This is a genomic window from Pontibacter sp. FD36, from assembly GCF_015686655.1.
Lineage (GTDB): Bacteria > Bacteroidota > Bacteroidia > Cytophagales > Hymenobacteraceae > Pontibacter.
The window spans coordinates 61,658-83,329 of sequence record NZ_JADPMP010000012.1 but is presented as its reverse complement, the minus strand read 5'-3'; the positions used below and the strand labels follow the sequence as shown (position 1 = coordinate 83,329).

Genomic DNA, 21,672 nt, shown 5'->3' with positions numbered 1-21,672 from the left:
TGCATCTAAAACAACGACAGCTGTTCTCCTGCAGGCTGTATGTCACTCACGGACATGGTTCTTTCAAAAATATCACCTTGATGGTTGATACGGTACACGGCTGTTTCTTCGAACCTGGAAGCTACCACTATCTCAGTGCCATCGGCACAGACATCAAACAGGCTTTTGGCATGTTTAGGGCAATTGTTGTCTTTGGAAAGGTGCGACAAGAATAAATGGCTCATGAAAGCGGGCTTATGCGCTACAAACAGCTCAAGTGCCTGACGGTTAGATAAGTGTCCGTGGCTGCCACTAATGCGGCGCTTGAGGTAATAGGGGTAATAGCTTTGCTCGAGCATGCCATCGTCATAGTTTGCTTCCAGAAAAGCGGCATGACACTGCTGGAAGTGGCGAATGACATGATCACAGGGTGCGCCTATATCCGTAAAAACACCAATCTTCACGCCATTACCCTCCACCACAAAACTGTGTGGATCCGCTGCGTCATGAAACTTTGGGAATCCGGTCACGGACAAGTTACCGATCTGCACTGGTTCGTAGCCTGTGAAAGACAACACCTCCACCCCACTCAGATCCATGCGGGAGCGATAGAGGGTGTAAGGTGTTATATAGACTGGTAGCTTGTACTTGCGAGCCAGCACAGGTATGCCTTTGATGTGATCAGAATGCTCGTGCGACACAAAAATAGCCTTCACTTGTCGCATGCTCAACCCAAGGCGACGCATACGCGTCTCCGTCTCGCGGCACGAAATGCCAGCATCCACCAGCACAGCTTCCTGGCCGTTGCCGATGTAATAGCAGTTTCCGTTGCTGCCGGAGTTTAGTGAGGTAATGGCTAAAGACATAGAGGTACAAAGTTCGCTCTTTTAAGTAGATTAATCAACTTGTAATAATTCAAAATTATACTTATCTCCGGATACCGGCTGCTCTCTGCTTGCAAACCTTTATGGCCATTGCGCCCAAGTGCTGCTTAAACGTTTACATGAGCATCAGAATACATACCGGGTACGCATAGAAGGCAGGTAATAAAACAATAACATGCCTGCTGCATGAAACATTCGCTTACTATGTTTTCGCATACTGCCAAAGTCTTGTATAAGGCCGCAACTGTGGTTCCTTAAAGTATCCGTATAAGTGAGAGTCAAAGCTTTCATGTCAACTCCCCTGGTGTTATAAAGCTGGCAATCACACTCTTCCGGCTCATACAAAGGTATATCCCAAGTAAAAACCATATGATCGGTATATCAGGAGCAATTCTCATGCTAAGAGTTTCTGCACAATTTTCTTTAGCTTTAAATTCTATACAGATGAACACCCCATGATTAAATGCCTCTTAGTTGAAGACGATGTCAGCGTAGCCTCTTTTATACAAGAGGGTCTGACCGAGAAAGGGTACCAGGTAGAGCTTGTGTCGGATGGCTATAAAGCGGCTGAGCTTATAAGTCAGCATGAATATGACATCGTGATACTTGATGTCATGCTACCAGGTATAGACGGCTTCGAAATATGCAAGATCACGCGTAAAAGGAATATCGCCTCCATCATCATCATTCTGAGTGCGCTGGGGAATCCTGAAGAGAGAATTAAGGGACTGGAAGCCGGTGCCGATGACTTTATGTCGAAACCCTTTCACTTCCGTGAACTACTGGCCCGGATCAATGCGCACCTGAGAAGAAAGCAGCTGGAGCATGGCGTGTTTGAAGCTGACAAGTATGCGGATCTGGAGATAATTGCCGATCAGAATTCTGTTAGAAGAGCAGGGAAGGAAATTACACTAACACCCAGGGAGTATAACCTGCTCCTCTTCCTGCTAAGAAATAGGGAAAAGGTCGTTTCCAGGGTTGAAATTGCGCAGGCCGTCTGGGATATACATTTCAGCTCCAACACCAATGTGGTAGATGTATACATCAACTACCTCCGTAATAAAATAGACAAGAACTTTTCAACCAAACTGATCCATACCATTAAAGGTAGAGGATACCAGTTGGCGCAGAAATCAGATGAATCTTAAACAGAAACTTGCTTTACGGTCTACGCTTGTCTGCGCTATTACCCTTCTGCTTGTTTTTGGCAGCATTTTATACCTGTATAGAAACCTTACAATCAATGCGTTCTATAGCAAACTGGAGAACCGTGCGCTGCTATCGGCTATTATATTTCTGGAGAAAGACGAACTGAACAAGAAGAAGTACCAGGAGTATGAGAGAAGATACCTGAATACCCTGGACAAGGAAACGCTCCAGATCTATGATGCCAACGGCAATGTGGCCTTTGTGCCGGAGTTGAGTTCCTATCCGGTGGATGAGCTTATTCTGAACCAGATTCGCCGCAGGGGTAAGCACAATTTTCGAGCTGAAGGGCTGCAATATGCCGGCATTTACTACGAAGATAACCAGGGTGACTTTGTCATCATAAGCTCCGGAGTGGATATAACCGGGCAAGATCGGCTATACAACCTAAGTGTTATTTTGGGCGGTCTTTTCCTGGTGGGCATCCTGATAAATTACATCTTCAACGTAGTGCTGGCGCAGAAGACGTTCAAGCCTTTCTCTTCTATACTTCGCCAGGTAAACACCATTTCTACAGAAAATCTTAATTCCCGCCTCCCACAGGTAAACAAGCCGGGTGACGAACTCAGTGAGCTGACACAAACACTCAACACATTTCTGGAAAGATTGGAGGCGGGCGTAAATCATCAGAAACACTTCCTGAAAAATGTATCGCACGAGCTGAAAACGCCGCTTGCAGCTATTTTGGGTGAGGCAGAGCTTAGTCTGGATAAAGAAAGAAGCCCCCAGGAATACCAGCAGGTGCTGCAGAAAATAGTGAAGAGCACTTCTGACCTGAATTCGGTAATCGAAGGGCTACTGCTAATCAGCGGTTTGAGAAACAACACCTCCCCTTCTACTTACCGGCTGTTCAGGCTCGACGAGCTACTGTGGGAGGTGCTGGAAAAAATCCATTACAAGTATCCTAAAGCAGAAGTAGAGACCATAATGGAGGTAGAGGAAAGTGAACTGTTGCAACTGCGTTCTCACCCGGATCTGGTCGCTACAGCCATTACCAACATTATAGACAATGCGCTTAAATTTTCAGAAGATCAAAAAGTGACTTTGAAAATTGCGCTTACCGAGCAGCGACAACTGACCTTACTCGTGCAGGATCACGGCCCCGGTATACCTGTGCAGGAACAGGATAGAGTGTTTGATCTCTTTTACCGGGGAAGCAACACCCAGTACCTGAAGCCAGGCCATGGCGTAGGCTTGTCACTGACAAAGCACATTGCTGAGTTTTGCAACTTCGACATAGCCATTTCCTCTGTTCCTCACGAGGGAACCGAAGTAAAGCTGATTTTTCCTGCAGCCTAATCTTAAAATAATATCCCTCTAATTGAAGTCTAATGTAGGCCAAAGATGCCTTTAATGTTGTCGCTGTAGCTTTGTGGCACAATTTACAAGCTACGGTTTACAGCATGACAATCAAGTTCTTAAAACACGTTATCTGGCTTTTGCTGCTCTGCTCTTTCGGTGTTACCCAGGCACAGATGAAGGAGCAGCAACCAGACACCCTTTCTCTATCGAGAGTCGAGGCTGAGGCACTTTTCCTTGAAAAGAACCTGGCTCTGATTGCCGAAAGGCTGAATATTGACCAGGCAGAAGCGCTGATCCTGCAAGCGAAGGCATGGCCCAACCCAGAACTGGAAATTAGCGAGGTAAACTTTTGGGCTACTCCCCACCAGGTAGCCAACGGAGACGGAAATCCACCACTTTTTAGAAACGGTTTCGGCGAGAACAGACAGATTTCTGTGCAGCTGGAGCAACTAGTGTTTACGGCCCGCAAGCGCAAAAAGAACATCTCCCTGCAGGTAGCAAACCGGGAGCTGGCCCAGACAGCTTATACTGAGATGCTACTCTCACTGAAGGCCGAATTCAGAACCCAGCTCTCTGAGTTACTCTACCACCAGAACAACGTGCGCCTCCTTCGGCAGCAGCAGAATGTGCTATCGCAACTCATTCGGGCACAGGAGGCACAGCTGCGCAATGGCAACATCTCTAAAGCTGATTTCTATCGGATCAGAGCGTTGGACCTGTCATTGCGAGCCGAGCTGAACGAGGCGTTACAGGAAAGTAACGAGGCACAGAAAGACCTGAAATCGCTGATGATGCTGCCGGCTCACACTGCCCTATACCTGACCGATGCAGGCTTACTCCCCAGCAAGACTTTACTATTAAACCAACCGCTTGACAGTTTACTCACCTTGGCCGAACACCAGAATCCTACTGTACGGGTAGCTGCGCTTGATTTACGGGTGAGCGAGGCCGAGCACACGTTGGAGCGGGCCATGCGCGTGCCTGACCTTCGGTTTAACACCAACTACGACCGCGGCGGTAACATCCTGCTCAACTTCATCGGCTTTGGGGTTGCCATGGACCTGCGCGTTTTCGACCGTAACCGGGGCAACATAAAAGCGGCACAAGCCCGGGTACAGCAAAGCAGGCACCTGCATTCGCTTCGGGTAAATGAAGCTCAGAACGAGGTTGTAAAGGCTTTCAAAGACTATCAACAGCTGGCAGCTTTCTATCAGTCTATTGATGGGAATTTCATCAACGAGCTCGACGAAGTGCTGGCAGGCGTAAGCCGCAACTTTCAGCGCAAGAACATCAGCCTGCTGGAGTTTCTCGATTTCTTCGAGGCCTTCAAAGAAAACAAGCTCCTCTACTTCGACACCATCCGAAGCCTGGAATCCAAAAAAGAAGAACTCAACCTATTAACAGGAACTGACCTATGATTTACCCTTATATAAACCGTCTCAACAAGATTTCAGCTGCAGCTTGTTTTGCAGTGCTCCTAACAGCTTGCCAGAGCTCGAATGATCTCGAACAAGCAACCGCTGCTCAGCAAGAAGGCTACTGCCTGCCTGCGCAGCTGGCTAAAAACATAAAGCTGGCCGATGTAGCACCGTCCACCGAGCATAACCACATTCAGCTAACAGGCAGGGTGATGAGCAACCCGGAGAAGTACTACCGTTTCGTGCCCCTGCTGGATGGCGTGGTGTCGAAGGTCAATTTCTCTTTAGGGGATTATGTAAAGAAAGGCACTGTGCTGCTTGAAGTACGCAGTCCGGAGCTTAGCAGCCTGAATGCGGAGCTACGCACAGCCCAGGCGCAGCTGAAGTTGGCGCAGCGCCAGCTTTCGGCCACCCAGGAAATGTTTGAAGATGGCGTAGCTTCAGAACGCGAACTTATAGAGGCGCAGCAGGATGTAGAGATGGCTCAGCTGGAGATCACCAAAGTACAGGAAAACCTGGGCATCTACGGTGGTAGCCTGGAACGGGGTGTGCTCATCATTAAGGCTCCTTTAAGCGGTCACATTGTGTCTAAAAACATCGTGGGCGGCCAGCAGATCGAAGCCGGTGATGATCCGCTGTTCTCCATTGCGGACCTGGAAGAGGTTTGGGTAATGGCTAATGTATACGCAGGTAACCTGAGCAGTGTAAAGCAAGGTATGGAGGTTGAAGTAAAGGCTTCTGCCTATCCCGATCAGGTATTCAAAGGTAAAATAGACCGGCTGGCCAATACTTTTGATACCGAGGAGCGTGTATTGAAGGCCCGCATTAGCATCCTGAACCGTGATCTGCTCCTGAAGCCTGAGATGTTTGTCAATGTATCGGTAACACAGGATAATACGGGCCAGAACGATGCGCAACAGCACCTTTTGTCCTTCCCCGCCAAAGCCATGATCTTCTCGAACTCAAGACACCAGGTGGTGGTGTACCGCGACAGCTGCAGTTTCGACATTGTGCAGCTCGAGCCCGTGTACCAGACCCAAAATACTGTGATGGTAAAAGCAGGCCTGAAAGAAGGCGACAAGGTCGTGACCGAAAACCACCTGCTTATCTATAACCAAATTCAGAACTAAGAGGAGGAGCACAGACACACACAATGGATAAATTTGTTCAGAGTTTAGTATCGTTCTCGCTTAAAAACCACGTCATCGTCTTTTTCCTGACGGCGCTGTTGGTAGCGGCGGGAATCATCAGCTATATCAACACCCCTATTGAGGCTTTTCCTGACGTAACTAATACCAGGGCCCGTATCATTACCCAATGGCCAGGCCGCAGTGCTGAGGAGGTGGAGAAGTTTATCACCCTGCCGATCACACGCCAGATGAACACCATTCCCCGCAAAGCCGAGGTGCGTTCCACCTCCCTTTTCGGACTGTCGGTGGTAACGGTGCTGTTTGACGAGAACGTGGACGACTTTTATGCCCAGCAATACGCCTCCAATCGTATGCAAAGCATCGAGTTGCCGGAGGGGGCCGAGGCAGAAGTGGAGCCCCCTTCAGGAGCCACCGGCGAGATTTTCCGTTATGTACTTAAAAGCAAATCGCGTGAAATCAGCGATCTGGCTGCCCTGCACGAATGGGTAGTGGAGCGGGAACTGGTAGGTGTGCCAGGTATAGCCGAGGTGGTGAGTTTTGGTGGTGAAGAAAAGATCTACGAAATACAGGTGAACCCTGTGGAGCTGGCCAACTACAACCTCTCACCCCTGGATGTTTTTGAGGCCGTTGGGAACAGCAACATCAACGTAGGCGGCGACGTGATCGACAAAGGTGACCAGGCTTATGTGGTACGCGGCGTTGGTTTGCTGGAAAGTGTGGCCGACATCGAAAATATTCTGATCGAAAACGTAAACGGCACCCCGGTGCTGGTAAAGCATGTGGCTGATGTCAAGATTTCTGCCAAGCCGCGGTTGGGCCAGGTCGGACTGGACGACGACGATGATTTGGTACAGGGCATCGTGATTATGCTGCGTGGTGAAAATCCGAGCGAAGTAATTGAAAGGCTGAAAGACAAGATAGAGGAGCTCAACACCAGAATTCTGCCAGCCGATGTCAAGATCGTGCCATTCCATGACAGAACCGTGCTCGTTGATAACACGGTACGTACCGTAACGCACAACCTGCTGGAAGGGATCATCCTGGTATCGGTGCTGGTGTTCATCTTCCTGTTCAACTGGCGCACCACGGTTATCGTGGCTTCGGTCATTCCGCTGGCTTTTCTGTTCGCGATTGTGATGCTGCGCATTCAGGGCTTGCCTGCCAACCTGATCTCTATAGGTGCCGTGGATTTCGGACTGTTGCTTGAGGGTACCATGGTGGTGGTAGAGCACGTGTTTGTGGGGCTCGACAAACGGGCGCAGCAGCTAGGTATGTCACGATTTAACAAGATTTCGAAGTTAGGGATCATCAAGAATCAGACGCGCTCCGTGGCTAAGTCTATCTTCTTTGCGCAGATCATTCTGATCGTAGCTTTGATGCCGATCTTTACTTTCCAGAAGGTGGAAGGCAAGATGTTCTCACCGCTGGCATTTACGCTGGGCTATGCCCTGATCGGGGCTGTGCTGCTCAGCTTAACTTATGTACCAGCCATGTGTAAGGTGCTGCTCAACAAAAACGTAGTAGACCGCGAAAACCCGATTACCAATTTCATTCGCGGAGCTATGTTTAAGCTCTACCAGTTGGGTGCCATCAACAAGAAGCTGACGGTAATGCTCTTCGGAGGACTGCTGATTGTCTGCGGTTTTGGCTTCAGTCGATTGGGAACAGAGTTTATTCCGCAGCTGAACGAGGGGGCGTTGTATGTTAGGGCAACCCTACCAAACAGCGTAAGCCTGGACGAGTCGGTGAAGCTGACCAAAGAGATGAAAGCCAAGTTCCGGGAGTTTGACGAAGTAGCTTTTGTGCTAACGCAAACGGGTCGTCCGAACGACGGCACTGACCCGACAGGCTTCTTCAATATCGAATTCCACGTGCAGCTCCATGACGAAAGCGACTGGAGCCGGAAGATTTCTAAACAGGAACTGCTCTCGGAGATGGAACAGTCGCTGGCTGTATACCCTGGCGTCACCTTCGGTTTCAGTCAGCCTATCATGGACAATGTGGAAGAATATGTATCGGGGGTGAAGAGTTCGCTGGTAGTGAAAATATTCGGCAATGATCTCTTTGAACTGGAAAACACAGCAGACCAGGTGGCTGCAGCCATTAAAGATGTGGAAGGTATAGAAGACCTGAACATTTACCGCAACATTGGTTTGCCAGAGCTACGCATCAAGCTGGAGGAAACCCGGATGGCACGCTACGGCGTGAGCATGGCCGATGCGCAGGCGGTGATTGAAATGGCGATTGGCGGTAAGGCAGCTACTACGTTTTATGAAGATGAACGCATGTTTGATGTACGGGTGCGTTATGCAGAGCCATTCCGTAAATCAGAGGCCGAGATCCGGAACATTCTGGTGCCAGCCAACAGTGGCTCTATGATCCCGCTCTACGAGATTGCCGATGTGGGTTTCTTTACAGGGCCTGCCTTTATCTACCGCGAGGGAAGTAGCCGCTACATTGCCGTAGGTTTTTCGGTGCGAGGGCGTGACCTGGGCAGTACTGTGGAGGAGGCACAGAAACTTGTAGAAGAGCAGGTAGTGTTACCGGAGAGTTACAGGCTAACCTGGGCCGGGGAATTCGAGAACAAGGAAAGAGCAACCAAGCGTTTGAGCTACATTGTGCCGATCTCACTCCTGATGATCTTCTTCCTGTTGTTCGTGAACTTCGGCAACCTGAAAGACACGGTTATATCCCTTATCACGATTCCGTTCGCCTTTATCGGTGGCTTTCTGTCGCTGTGGCTTACGGGCACTACTTTCGGCATTTCGGCAGGTATAGGCTTTATTATTTTGTTCGGGGTGGGCACTATCGACGGCATCATTCTGATCGCCGTGATGAAGGAATACCTGCGCAAGGGCTTACCACTGCAGCAAGCCATTTCGGAAGGTGTGTATAGTCGTATAAGACCTGTGTTTATGATTGCCATCATGGGTTCTGCAGGCTTGCTGCCTGCGGCTCTTTCGACAGGTATGGGCTCTGAGATTCAGAAGCCACTGGCCATTATGATCGTGGGTGGTCTGATGATCTGTATGATCCTTTCGCTGATCGTGCTGCCCCAGGTATACTACCTGGCCTACAGTCGGAGCAAGAAAGTATAACAAGTATAAATAGATAGAATAGTGATTAGTTTGTTTGTTAAGAGTGCCTGGGTTTCCGGGCACTCTTTTTTTATAGACATCTCCTTACAGCTTTTCCTTGCCCGCCAAACTACTGCGTGCTTATTGCACAGGGTGGTACTTCAGTATATACCTTGCCACTCAGGCACTCCCAATTTTCATTCAACTATATTCCGTCCACTTTCACAGAAATCATCCACTCCAGCGTTGTTAGATACTGTAATTCACTTTTGCCAGTCACACTATCGGTCTAAAAAAGAACCGCAATTGGTGCAAAAAATCTTTATCAGGTAAAGTATCAGGTATAGAATAATACTTATATTTAAGGTATAAGAAATAATTATACCCACCTTTTCATGAAACAAGTTTACCCTGAAAGTCCTCAGTGTATACCTGCTGGCTATACACTCCCCCCGTCATCCTACAAAAGCCAGGTAGTGTATGTACTGCTGGCCATGCTGGTGTTCCTGGTGCTATACCTGGCTATGGTGGCTTTGGCCGGTTACCTGCTATACCTAGCCGTTCTATACCCAATGGAAACAGTCAACAGGTGGACTATTCTGCTGAAGCTTGGTGCAATAGGTATGGCGGGTATGCTGTTCGGTTTTATGCTGAAGTTTCTCTTCAAGAAACACGACACCAACAATCCGCTGAATGTGGAAATAACAGAGGATGAACACCCGCAGCTCTTCTCATTCATCCGACAGCTTTGTGCCGAAACCAATGCCCCCCTGCCCCACAAGGTGTTCGTGAACCACGAAATAAACGCCTGTGTGTTCTATAACAGTACCATCCTCAGCCTTTTCCTGCCAGTGAAGAAAAACCTGCTGATTGGCCTAGGGCTGGTCAACTCGATCAACCTGACAGAATTTAAAGCGGTACTGGCGCACGAGTTCGGTCACTTTTCGCAGAGCAGTATGAAGTTGGGCAGCTACGTGTATATGGCAAACAGTATTATTCAGAGTATTGTGTACGAGCGTGACAAGTGGGACGAGCTGCTGGAAAAATGGAAGAACTCCAACATACAACTTGCTGTTTTTGGCTGGTTGCTGATGCCGGTGGTGTGGCTTATCCGCAAGTTCATGGCCCTAATCTACCAGGCGATAAACCTGGTAAACGCATCACTTTCGCGCCAGATGGAGTATAATGCTGACCGTGTAGCCGTAAGCGTGACCGGCAGCGATGCGATCGTGAATGCGCTCTACCGTCTGGGACCTGCCAGTGAGGCTTTCGATCATTCCAACAGCCACCTGACCACGGCCATCGATAACAAGATCTATACCTCTAACCTGTTCTATCACCAAAGCAAAGCCGCAGCGTATCTCAGCCAGACCCGTGAAAGTTACCGGCAGTCGCTCCTGGAAAACCTGCCTAAGCATACTGCCGGTGCTCGGTTTATCTTTTCTGATGAAGACGGTCACCTGGCGGAGATGTATTCCAGTCACCCTTCTAACTACAAAAGAGAGCAGAATGCCAAAGCCACTTATTTTGCAGGTATAGAAGACGAGCGCTCTCCTTGGTTGCTGTTCAACGAGCCAGAAAAACTCGCAGAGACCGTTACCCAGAACCTGCTTCGTGTTAACCTGCAACTGCACCCGAACATCACCTTCACGCCTGCTGAAGAGGTGCAGGATTTTGTTGAAGCAGAGCAGCAGGAAACCACTTTTAAAGCGCACTATCTGGGTGTATACGACAACCGCCTGCTCACCGAATTGGATCTGTCAGACCCTGAGGCTTTGGTCGCGACAGCCGGCATAACATCCGAGCTTTTGCCAGATGCCCTGAAGTCGCTTTACGGAGCTGGCCTGCAGCAGAAGATGGAGGAACTCAGCGGCCGGTATAAGGATATCCAAACGCTGTCGCTTATTCTGCAGAAGCAGGACAAGCGCAAGACTTATACCCTGCACAACGGCTTTTCTTACGAGCCTCACGAAGCCCAGGCACTGCTAGAGCAAAGGCTACAAGAGTTTCCGACTGACCAAGATTGGTACCAGCGGTTCGACACCAAAGTATTTGCCGTGCATTACCTCCTGACTCAAACACAACCAGCACAAAGAGCGGAGTTACTGCAGCGCTATACCTTCCTGGTGGCTTGGGTAAAGCAGTTTAGCGCCTGGCAGCAGGAGCAGCAAAATCTGCAAAACACAATCGATACGGCCATCAGCAAAGGAAGTCACATGTCTGAGAAGGAGGGCAAGTGGTTTGCAACTGAGTTCCGCCGCCTTCGCGATGCCTTTGAGGCTATATTGAAAGAAGCGGATACCCTCCAATTCCCGGCACTGCAGAACGTGGACACAGCCCAGTCAGTGCGCAAGTACCTGCTACAGGAAGAGCTGATCTGGATGTCGGCAGACTCGCTGCAGGGTGAAGAACTGAATATGCTGATCAACCAGACCGTAACTGTTGCCGAGCGCATGCAGCGTGTTTATACTAAGTGCCTGGGCAGTCTGCTGAGTCTGCAGGAGCAGTTGGTTACTGTGGTTGAAGAGAAGGAACTGGTCTAGAGTACCTATAGACTAAATTATTTACGGCAGATAACACCACATTAGAATTGAAAGTCAAACTGATACTTCCTGCGTTGGCAGAGGCTGAAAGCCCATTTTGGAGGCCTATAAAATATTCACTGTTTCCTCCTCTTGGGTTGGCAACGCTGGCGGCCTACCTCTCACCTGACGATGAAATCGACTTACAGGATCAGCATGTGGAGGAGTTATACCTGGATGATACCCCTGACCTGGTCATCATTCAGGTATACATTACCAATGCTTACAGGGCCTACAAAATTGCCGACCATTACAGAAGGCGCGGGGCTTATGTGCTGCTCGGAGGACTCCATGTAACTTCTTTACCAGAAGAAGCAGCGCAGCATGCTGATACCATTTTCCTAGGTCCAGGGGAAGACACTTTCCCGCAGTTCCTGAAAGACTTCAGAAATAAGGTGCCTAAGAAGGTATATACCTCTATGATTCGGACACTCGAAGGGATACCTCCTATCCGAAGAGATCTCATCAAGCGCAACCGCTACTTAGTGCCCAACTCGATTGTGGTGACTAGAGGCTGTCCGCACCACTGCGACTTTTGCTACAAGGATGCCTTTTTTGAAGGAGGGAAAACTTTCTATACACAAGCCGTAGATGATGCCCTGGCTGAAATAGACAGACTCCCAGGTAAGCACTTATATTTCCTGGATGACCATTTACTGGGCAATGCAAAATTTGCGAGCGGCTTGTTTGAAGGAATGAAAGGCATGAACCGGGTATTTCAGGGAGCGGCTACCATAGACTCTATACTCCGTGGCAATCTGATTGAAAAAGCGGCTGAGGCCGGTTTGAGAAGTCTGTTCGTTGGGTTCGAAACTTTTTCACCTGCTAATCTCAAACAAAGCAACAAAAAGCAAAACTTACAGAAAGACTACATAAAAGCTGTGAACAGGCTGCATGATCTGGGCATCATGATTAATGGCAGTTTTGTTTTTGGACTTGATGATGACGACCAGGATGTTTTTAAAAGAACGGTTGATTGGGGTGTTAACAATGGACTCACAACTTCGACCTATCATATTTTAACCCCATACCCTGGTACCAAACTCTACAAAGACATGGAAAGCCAGGGTCGTATCCTAACCCAAAACTGGGACCTGTACGATACCAGAAGTGTCGTGTATAAGACTACCCACCTGACAGCCGATGAATTAAAGGCAGGATATGATTGGGCTTACAAAGAGTTTTACAGCTGGTCCAATATTTTTAAGGCAAGTTTTCAGCATGACTCACACAAGCATAAGCTAAAGCACCTGCTCTACTCTGGAGGATGGAAAAAGTTTGAGCCGCTCTGGAATTTTATGATCAAGTCGAAAAACCTGAATGAAATGCTGCCACTGCTAGAGGCCATTCTCTCAAAAGTTGGCTCTGGAGACAAAGAACACCCAAAAAGCGAAATGTCCATTACAAGCCATACACAAACGGAAACGAGCGAACTCGCTTCCACTTTCTCGCCGCTTCCAGTCATCGATGGTCATCAACTTAAGTCAATTCCGACTCTAACCAAATAAAAAAATCCCCTGCAGCATTATACCTGCAGGGGATTTCCATTTTTACACAAGCTATACTTACAAACCTTCCGCAGCTTCCAACCTACTCGGCTTGAACTGGCTCAGCACGTCTTTTATACCTGCCAGTCCGCCGGAGATATTTTCCATTTCGGTGAGCACCTGCCCTACCTGATTGTTGCCGCCGAAGCCTTTGAGTTTGTTGTTACGCACAAAGGTGGCTTTGATATCCTCCCAGCGCTGCGCCTCGGCCTCGGTCATGATGCCGATCAGCTGTTTGAACTTGAGCATGTTGGCTTCGGCACCTGAGGTGAGCGTCTGTGACTCGGCTTCGTAGTGCGAGAGAATCAGTGTCTGCAGTTCCTGATCGTTCATGATCGGCATCACCTTTTCGGCCAGTTTGTTCATGTTGCGGTAAGAGCCCTGCAGCTTGAAGGCGGGTTCGGTGCGGTACTCGTCTGCCTGCGCTGCCGAGCGGATATACTCGAGGTTTACTTTCAGGATGACATCCTGAATCTTGAGTAATTTCTTCAGTACCAACACATACTCATTCAACTCGGCTGCCGAGTGGTTGCCCTCGAACTCCAGCCCCTCGCTGTTGCCTGTTTCGGCGAGTTGCAGCAAGGTATAGATGTCTTTCTGACTCTTCGCCGCTAGCTTCGCCAGCACGGTGTTGGAAGTAAGGGAGTTTTCGATGTAGCTCAATTTGAACACATCTTCCGTGTCGCCGATGATGTCGCCGAGGTTGTAGATGTCGGCGCGGTTGGCGAGCATGTCAGGTATACGGAACTTCTCGCCTGTTTCGGTGTAAGGGTTACCCGCCATCACCACGCATACCTTTTTGCCACGGAAATCATAGGTTTTGCTGCGACCTTTGTACACGCCCTCGATCTTGCGCTGGGCGTCGCACAGGGAGATAAACTTCTGCAGAAACTCGGGATTACAGTGCTGGATGTCGTCGAGGTAGATCATCACGTTGTCGCCCATCTCAAAGGACAGGTTCAGCTTCTCCAGCTCTTCGCGGGCAGCGGCATTGGGTGCCTCTTTCGGGTCCAGCGCCGTCACCTGGTGGCCGATAGCGGGACCGTTGATCTTCATGAAGATAATGCCCAGGCGGTTGGCGATGTACTCCATGATGGTCGTTTTGCCATAGCCTGGCGGCGAGATCAGCAAGAGCATGCCCATCAGGTCGGTGCGCTTGGTCTCCCCTGCCGCACCGATCTGCTTGGCCAGGTTGGCGCCGATCAGCGGCAGGTATACCTGGTCGATCAGTTTGTTACGCACAAACGACGATAGCACCCGCGGCTTGAATTCGTTCAGGCGCAGTGCCTGTTCGGCCTGCTGCGTCAGGTTCTTTTTGAGCTCCGTGAAAGCTGTAAAGGCCGTGGCCGTGCAGGAGGTATAGTCGCGGAGGCGGTGCAGGAACTGGTGGTAGTTTAGCTGGTAGCTTTGTCCCTGCACCTGCTGGTGGGCGCCCTGCATCCCTTGCAGATTCTCCTTCAGCACAGTGTGCACCACATGCTGTGTGTTGTAGCTGTCGGTGAGCAACAGTGTCGCTACTTCGGCCACAAACTCGGCTTTATCGTGCTGGCCTGCCTGCGCAATGTAAGCTTTCAGCCAGTGTTGGATCAGCTCAAACTGATGCGCTACATTCTCCTGCAGCGCCTTCACCGATTCCTCGAAACGGTCGAGTACGCGTCGCTCCGTCAGGAAATGTTTGAAGCCGTCGAAGAGCACATCGGCCTGACTGTCGATGACGAAGTGGTTGCCGCGGGTAAGCTCGTAGAACAAGTACTCGCCTGCTTCGGCCGCATTGGCTTGTTTGCAAAGTCCCGTCTCCTGCTGAAAGGTATAGACTTCCTGTTGCAGACCTGCCTTTAAATCATCAAACTCGTGCGTGTCGGGGAAAACCTGCAGGATGGCGCTTATACCTTGGAGCTGGTGGGTAAGCGATTTTTTTTTCGACTCGGGCGCGAACACCTGCCAGTACAGCTGCGCACAGGCCCTGTCGGTAGAGGTATAGCGGAGCAAGTCGGCTGTTTTGATCAGGCGGATCAGGGCGGCCAGAATAAGGGCCGCGTCGTGGTCGTGCACGCCTTTCAGGTAGCCCTCGTTAAAACGTACCGCCATGAATTTGTTCACGTAGTCCGTCAGCTCGGTTTCGGTGAGTTTGTGCAGTTCGTCGATGCTCAGGTAGCGCAGGCTGTTCTCGTTTTGCGGCCTGTTTATACCTGTGTCCTGCGCCGCTTCGAGCACTTTAAAGGCGAGGTACTCGGCGCGGTATACCTGCTGGTTTTCCGACACCAATGTCTGCTCCCACACGGGGCGGTAACTCAGGAAAGATTCGTCGGTGATCTTCTCGAAAAAGCTGGTGCCCGTGAGGTGGTAGTACATGGCGTCGTCGCGGTGTACCACGCTCAGCTCCAGCGGCTGGGTATTCACGGTGAACTGGTGCTTGCCAAACTTCAGAATGTTGGCACCGTCCACGAACAGCTCCTGCTTGTCCTTGAGCTGCCGAATGGCGTCCTCTTTCAGCGTTTTGAGGCGGCTCTGGATGGTATCGGCCTTTACCGTATCACCTATACCTAAGAGCTCTTCCACCGTGCTGCGTACCTTTTCGATCATCAGATCGGAGGCGAAGTAGCCGTTGATCTCGCTTACCGAGGTCAGCTTGCCTGCTCGGTTCTGCACGGCTTTCAGGATGCGGTCTGCTGCTTGTTGCAGACTGTTGGCCCGCTTGTTCTGGGCCTCCTGCAGCTGCACTTTCTTCGATTCAAAGGCGCTGTAGATCTCCTCCCGCTTCACGGTGAGTTGCTCGATGAATTCGTCGAAATCAGGGAAGCGGCCCTCGAGCTCCTCCAGCTGCACCATCAATTTGGCCAGATACTCCTCGCATTTCTGCGGCGAGTCCGACACGTCGAGGTAGTTCACCACACTCTGGCTGATTAGCTTGATCTGGGAATTGAATTCAGCCTTGCCCTCCTGACTCAGCAAGTCCTTGCGCTTGCGGCGCAGGGCGGCACGTGTCTGGTTGAACGTGGCATAAATAGCCGAGATAGTATCAATGATGCGTGTGGTCTGGGTGGCGTCCTCGATCTTGAGATTGCTCACCACATCGATCAGCATTTCCAGTTCTGCTGACACCGCGGCAATTTCCTTGTCGGTCGCGTCAGCTTCGACTACTTTGGCAATCGCTTCGATAGCTGTATTAATCTCCTTTACCTGCTTCTCGTAAGGCGCCAGGGCATTCGGCTGCAACAGGAATTCCACGGCTCCGTTGGCAGTATCCTGTGCAAATTGCTGCAGCTGTGCTTCGTACTTTTCAATAGTAGGCAGGTCGGTATAGCGCAACTCTTTCAGCGAGATCACTTCGCCACGTATGCCACGCAAATCGGCCAGATACTTCACGTAGTCGTTAATACTCTCCGCCTTCTTGAATTTCAGCGTCTGGATCAGCGCGTCGGCCTGCCCGAGCACCTGACTGATCTGCGCCTGCGTATTTTTCTTGATGCTGAGTACTTTTTCGTACTCCTCTACCGCCGCCGTCGCCGTTTGCCGAACAGCCGAAAGCGGAGCCGCCAGATTGTATGTTTCTTCCCTGTTCAGCCAGTGATAAGAGTCCAGTACATCGGTGGTTTTCTTGATCAGGTCGAGGTATAGGTTGGCGTAGGAATCCTCTTTGTGCAGGAGCGTGAGCACCTCGTTGCTCTCGGCCATGGCCCGCACAATGTCCTTGTTGCCGATCTTGTACAAGTACGACTCCTGCGTTACAGGTATGGTAAAGTTCGGCCCGATGTAAGGAGTCTGCCAGATCTGGATGGCGTGGTGCTTCTGCGCTTCTTCGTCGGCACGGAAATAGCACAACTCGCCGTTTTCATAAATAGCGTAGCCGTGGCACACGATCGGCGTTTCGATCTGCTGCGTGATCAGGTTATAAGACAGCAACAGGTATACGCTCGTCTCCTTGTTGTAAAACACATACAGGAAATCCTCGCCGTTCGGGGACGCAATGCGCTTCTCAAAAAGCATGTCCTGCAGGTTGTTGTCGAATTGCTTGAACTCGCCCGTCTGCAGGTAGTAGCCATAGGCATAAATGATGCCCTGCCCATCTGGCAAGAGCACACAGCTATGTTCGAGCGCATCAATACGGCGTGCCTCTTTCAACTTGGAGTTAAAGACAATATAACGGTAGTTGTTCTCGCGGTACGGTCTTATCTTCAGGAGAATGATATTGCCCAGAATGGCGTAATAGATCTCCGAGTCGTCGAGCGTCTGGTCCTTGTCATCGACCTCTTCCGAATAAATGCCGCGGCCCGAGTCGGTGTTGTCTTCTACCTTGATGGTGAGGTCTCCGCCGACAGTCTCCACAAACACCTTGTCCTCGATGGACACGTGCGGGAATTTGCCTTTGCGCTGCGCCTCGCGGGTGGTGCGTTTCCAGCTGAAATCGTGCTGGTTCGGGAATACATACTCGTGGTCGCTGCGGTTGTCGATGTACGTAATCGTATCACCTTTGAGCAACCACTTAAAGGTCTTGATATCGTTGACGCCCTTGCCCACCCGAAACACCATGTACAGGTAGTTGCCGATGTGCGCAAACTTGACGAACTGAGTATTCTTATAGTATTTGTAGAGCTTCTGAAAATCGTCCTGAAAGGTCTTGTCCTGCAGGATGTCGAGCGGCTGCTGATGGAAGCTGTGGCCCTCATAGGTATAGACGCCAAACACATCCGACAGCTCCACCTCCGACTTCAGGCCCAAGTATACGTTGTAGCCAAAGAGCAAGGTATAGCCCACAGGCACCATGTCCGAGGGCACGCAGTTGTTCTCGGTAGTAATGCGCTCGGTCGTGATCAGTTTCGTCTCGATCGCCCCAAACACGCTCTTCCGCTCCTGGTTCAGCTGCTCGAGTTTCGTGCGCAGTTCGGCCCCGCTTTTCTGCAGACGGTTGCGCAGTATTTCGTAAGTACCACCCTCCAACTGCACGTTGTCGGCTGTTGAGGCGGTGGCGGTATTGGTATCTTCCATTAGGTTGGAGGATTAAATTTTTAAGATTGGTAAGTTTTTGGCTTTTGTTAAAGCCAATTGTTTTCACGGCTTATTTTGTACTAGTGGCTTGTATAATGTACTCGTGCAGCCGATGGGTAAGGCGTAGCCGAGCATAATAGCTATAATTGATTGGAACTAGGTATTTTTAATTTGCCCTATCAAGTTTTTAACTAATTGAAATCTATCGTCCTTTTCCAAAGGATTAAGCTCATTAAATGTAGAATTAGTCATTTTCTCATTAATGGCTTTAAGTTTCTCTAACATAGGGAGAACATATCTCATGAAATGATTAAAGTGTTCTATAATATCATCATAGCTGCTAGCTAATTTATATCCAGGTTGACCTTTATGGCTGATAATGAAAAGTCCTTTATACCTCAAGTCTCGTATAGTCGACCTTAATTTATCATCTGTCACATTTGAATTGAAATTACGCAGGTAGGTCAATATCTCATAACTTGGTACTAAGCGCTTAGGATCCATTCTATTCTGAATTGCTAAGTACTCCACTAAATTCAAACCTAACGTTTCGTTTTTACCTTCAGTAGATTTTACGAACTTCTCAAGTATGTCCTGACTTAGTCTCCTAATCAGTATATCCTTCTTTCTGTCATCTTCCGAGGTTTTGATTTCGTAGTTCGATTTATAGGGAAAATGCTGCACAGATAATCTTGAATGTAGAATATTAAATATTTCTTCCATTCTCTCACTAGCATGACTTGTACAGTATATTTTCCCAATTGAACCCGATATAATGTCAGCGAGTTGTATTAATTTTTCACCTTCTATATCATCAGAAATCCTATAAGTCCTTTCAGGATTAAACAAATCGAGATTGATTGCATTATTTCGAACAAACAACTCTAGTTCACGAGCGAATTCTTCACCTACCTTATCAGGTGTGATATCATAAGAATCATAAAGTTCATTGTATTTATTTACAAATATTTTTTGAAAGTATTTGTAAAACACTTGTTTAAACCTAAGGCCTCCACTTTCACGGTCTAGATGCTTTTTGTCAATGACAAGAACGTCTATAGTAAAATCTAAATTATTAACTAGGTATTGAAGAATTTCTAAACGCTTGTCGAAGTATTTTGAATCGCCAAGATTGCTCGATTTTATATTATCCCCTAGTCTGAATTTTTTGCAAATTTCTTTCCGCAGAAGGCGTGCCTTCTCTTCGTTCTCCTCTGAGATTATCACGGAAGCATAAACGAAATGGCTAAATGTCCCACTTTTTGACAAGTCTAAGTGAGTATTCCCAAATTCGTCAATATAGATTTTTGCTTTTTTCAATTTTCAATTTTTATAATTTACTCCACCACTGGTATAAAAAACCCCTCTTCCGCTTTCAGAAGAGGGGTTTAAGATAAGGTTTAGTTCAATGAAATATAAGGCTTATCCGCAATCCCCATAGCCGTAGCCGTTGTGGTCAGCTGCTTCAGGGTATTCAGCGTGCTTTCGTCTGCGCTACTCTGCATCATCTTCAGCAAAAGAGCCGATACGCTTAGGTTGCGCACGTCGTCAGAGGTCATACCGAACTGGTTGATAAACTGCTGCAGGTTCTCGCGGAAGTCTATATGGCCGTTGCCGTTTGGCTGGAAGAAGGTTTCCTTCACTGTGTTCAGCACTTCGCTGTTGCCTACCAGGCGGTCTACCTGCTTGCCTTTGGTGATGGAGCCCACGATCTGGTCGAAGAACATGGTCTCGCCACCCACGATGTCGATCTTCGCTGACTTCAGGGCTTCGGAAATTACCTCAGCCTGCGATGCGGCAATGTCTTTCTGGATGTTGATCTGGGCCAGTTCAATCGACTTGTCTTTCTCCAGACGCAGCTTGAACTCTTCGTGCTCTTTGCCCACGCCATCCAGCTTGCGCATGGCTTCGGCTTTCTCCTCTATACCTTTGGCATCTACTGTGAACTTCTCTCCGATCACACGGGCCTCTGCCAGTCCGCGTTTCTCTTCTGCTGATGCCATGTTCTCTACTACAGTGGCCTCGGCTATACCTTTTTCTTTCGTTACTTTGGCAGTTACCATACCCAGTTTCTCGTCGGCTTCGGCCTGTGCATTGGCTTTCGCTTTGATTACCAGCGCCTCTGCTTCACCCTCTTTCTGACGGGCATGGGCTTTGGCCTCCATCACTTGTGCTTCTGACAGTCCGATAGCTGCCGCCTGTGCTGCTTCGGCTTCTGCCATGGTTTTGATGGCCTGTGCCCGGTTGTTAGAAGACACCTGCTCTGCCTCCGCATCGATCAGCATTTGCTTGGCACGGAATTCTGCCGCCTGACGGGCCGCTTCGGCACTCTTGATCTCTTTCACCAATGACTCTTCTGCTTCACGCTCGGCATTTTTAATTGCTACCGCTTTCGTACGCTCAGCCTCTGCAAATGCCTTGGTGTCCTTGATCTTCTCTTCTTCCTCCACTACGGCTTTCTCCACGGTCACACGCTCGCGGATGATGCCCTGTATATTCTTACGCTCTTCTTCGATCGCTTTTTCTTTCTCGATCTGCGCCAGTGCCACGATACGCTGTTTTTCGTTTTCTTCCAGTAAACGGGCCTGCTCCACACGCTCCGTCTCGATAGCATCCGTACGCTGCTTGCTGCGCTCAGCTACAAGGATCTGGCGATCTTTGTTCTGCTCTGCGATCTTCACTTCCTCGTCCGTGGCGATGCGGGCTTTCTCTGCCTTCAGGCGCTCTTCGTGGCGCACTTTCTCCATCTCGGCAAACTCACGCGATTTGATGTTCGATATTTCACGCTTCTGCTTTTCCTCGTTCTCAGCCAATTGCTTTTCGAGCTCCAGGATGGTCTCCTGTGCTTCTACGTCCTGCTTCTTGATGGTCTTCTGCTTCTCGCGCTCGATCAGGTTGGCCTGCACTTTCTGCTTAGCCGTCAGGTCGATGATCTTTTTGATACCCTCTGCGTCGAGGATGTTATTTTCATTCAGGTGCATCAGCGGTGTTTGCTCCAGGTAGTCGATCGCGCAGTCATCCAGTACATACCCGTTCAGGTCGGTGCCAATGGTCTGGATGATCTGGCGCTTGAAGTCGTCGCGGCTGTTATACAGCTCCACAAAGTCGAAGTGCTTACCTACCGTTTTCAATGCTTCGGAGAACTTGGCATCGAAAAGGCTCTCGAGGGCGGAGTGGTCTGAAGCACGCTTACAACCGATGGACTGCGCCACCTGAATCACGTCTTCCGGTGTTTTGTTTACGCGCAAAAAGAAGTTCACTTTGATATCGGCACGCATGTTATCCTTGCAGATAAGGCCTTCAGAGGCTGTTCTGGAGATGACGATGGTTTTGAGCGTGATATCCATCACTTCCAGTTTGTGGATAACAGGCACCACAAAAATGCCAGAGAAGGACACTTTCGTATCGCCCAGACCGGTACGTACCAGGGCCTCGCCTTGTATGGCTTTCTGGTACATTTTGATAACAAAGACTATTAAGCCAATAGCGAATACCGCCAGCATAATGACGATAGACAGGGATAAAGATTCTAACATGCGA

The 21,672-nt window shown here is 49.3% G+C and carries 11 protein-coding genes; 7 read left to right on the top strand and 4 right to left on the bottom strand.

What is annotated here, in order from left to right:
• Positions 1-5: 5 nt before the first annotated feature.
• Positions 6-845: an MBL fold metallo-hydrolase gene (locus I0P70_RS17145; protein WP_196120367.1), complete on the bottom strand. Its 840-nt coding sequence runs from the start codon at positions 843-845 to the stop codon at positions 6-8.
• A gap of 473 nt (positions 846-1,318) precedes the next feature.
• Between I0P70_RS17145 and I0P70_RS17140 the strand changes: the two genes are divergently transcribed.
• The 7 genes from I0P70_RS17140 (at position 1,319) to I0P70_RS17110 (ending at position 13,107) form a co-directional block, all read left to right on the top strand.
• Positions 1,319-2,011, top strand: coding sequence for a response regulator transcription factor (locus I0P70_RS17140; protein ID WP_196120365.1), 693 nt, complete (start codon positions 1,319-1,321; stop codon positions 2,009-2,011).
• Positions 2,001-3,368: a HAMP domain-containing sensor histidine kinase gene (locus I0P70_RS17135; protein WP_196120363.1), complete on the top strand. Its 1,368-nt coding sequence runs from the start codon at positions 2,001-2,003 to the stop codon at positions 3,366-3,368. The genes I0P70_RS17140 and I0P70_RS17135 overlap by 11 nt, the downstream gene beginning before the upstream one ends.
• Before the next feature lie 104 nt (positions 3,369-3,472).
• Positions 3,473-4,789, top strand: coding sequence for a TolC family protein (locus I0P70_RS17130; protein ID WP_196120361.1), 1,317 nt, complete (start codon positions 3,473-3,475; stop codon positions 4,787-4,789).
• Entirely contained in the window at positions 4,786-5,919 is a 1,134-nt protein-coding gene (locus I0P70_RS17125; RefSeq protein ID WP_196120359.1) for an efflux RND transporter periplasmic adaptor subunit, read from the top strand. The genes I0P70_RS17130 and I0P70_RS17125 overlap by 4 nt, the downstream gene beginning before the upstream one ends.
• 23 nt (positions 5,920-5,942) lie before the next feature.
• Positions 5,943-9,038 carry an efflux RND transporter permease subunit gene (locus I0P70_RS17120; protein ID WP_196120357.1) on the top strand — a complete coding sequence of 1,032 codons (3,096 nt, stop codon included), beginning with the start codon at positions 5,943-5,945 and terminating at the stop codon, positions 9,036-9,038.
• Between the two features lie 374 nt (positions 9,039-9,412).
• Positions 9,413-11,560 carry a M48 family metallopeptidase gene (locus tag I0P70_RS17115; protein WP_196120355.1) on the top strand — a complete coding sequence of 716 codons (2,148 nt, stop codon included), beginning with the start codon at positions 9,413-9,415 and terminating at the stop codon, positions 11,558-11,560.
• A 47-nt stretch (positions 11,561-11,607) separates the two neighbouring features.
• Positions 11,608-13,107, top strand: a complete 1,500-nt coding sequence (locus tag I0P70_RS17110) for a B12-binding domain-containing radical SAM protein (RefSeq protein WP_196120353.1) — start codon at positions 11,608-11,610, stop codon at positions 13,105-13,107.
• A 57-nt stretch (positions 13,108-13,164) separates the two neighbouring features.
• On the opposite strand, the gene I0P70_RS17105 is transcribed toward I0P70_RS17110, so the two are convergent.
• From I0P70_RS17105 to I0P70_RS17095, 3 genes are all read right to left on the bottom strand, one after another.
• Positions 13,165-18,132, bottom strand: a complete 4,968-nt coding sequence (locus I0P70_RS17105; RefSeq protein ID WP_196120351.1) for a DNA repair ATPase — start codon at positions 18,130-18,132, stop codon at positions 13,165-13,167.
• Positions 18,133-18,288: 156 nt separating this feature from the next.
• Entirely contained in the window at positions 18,289-19,452 is a 1,164-nt protein-coding gene (locus I0P70_RS17100) for a DUF3800 domain-containing protein (protein ID WP_196120349.1), read from the bottom strand.
• A gap of 80 nt (positions 19,453-19,532) precedes the next feature.
• Positions 19,533-21,668, bottom strand: coding sequence for a flotillin family protein (locus I0P70_RS17095; protein WP_196120347.1), 2,136 nt, complete (start codon positions 21,666-21,668; stop codon positions 19,533-19,535).
• Positions 21,669-21,672: the final 4 nt, after the last annotated feature.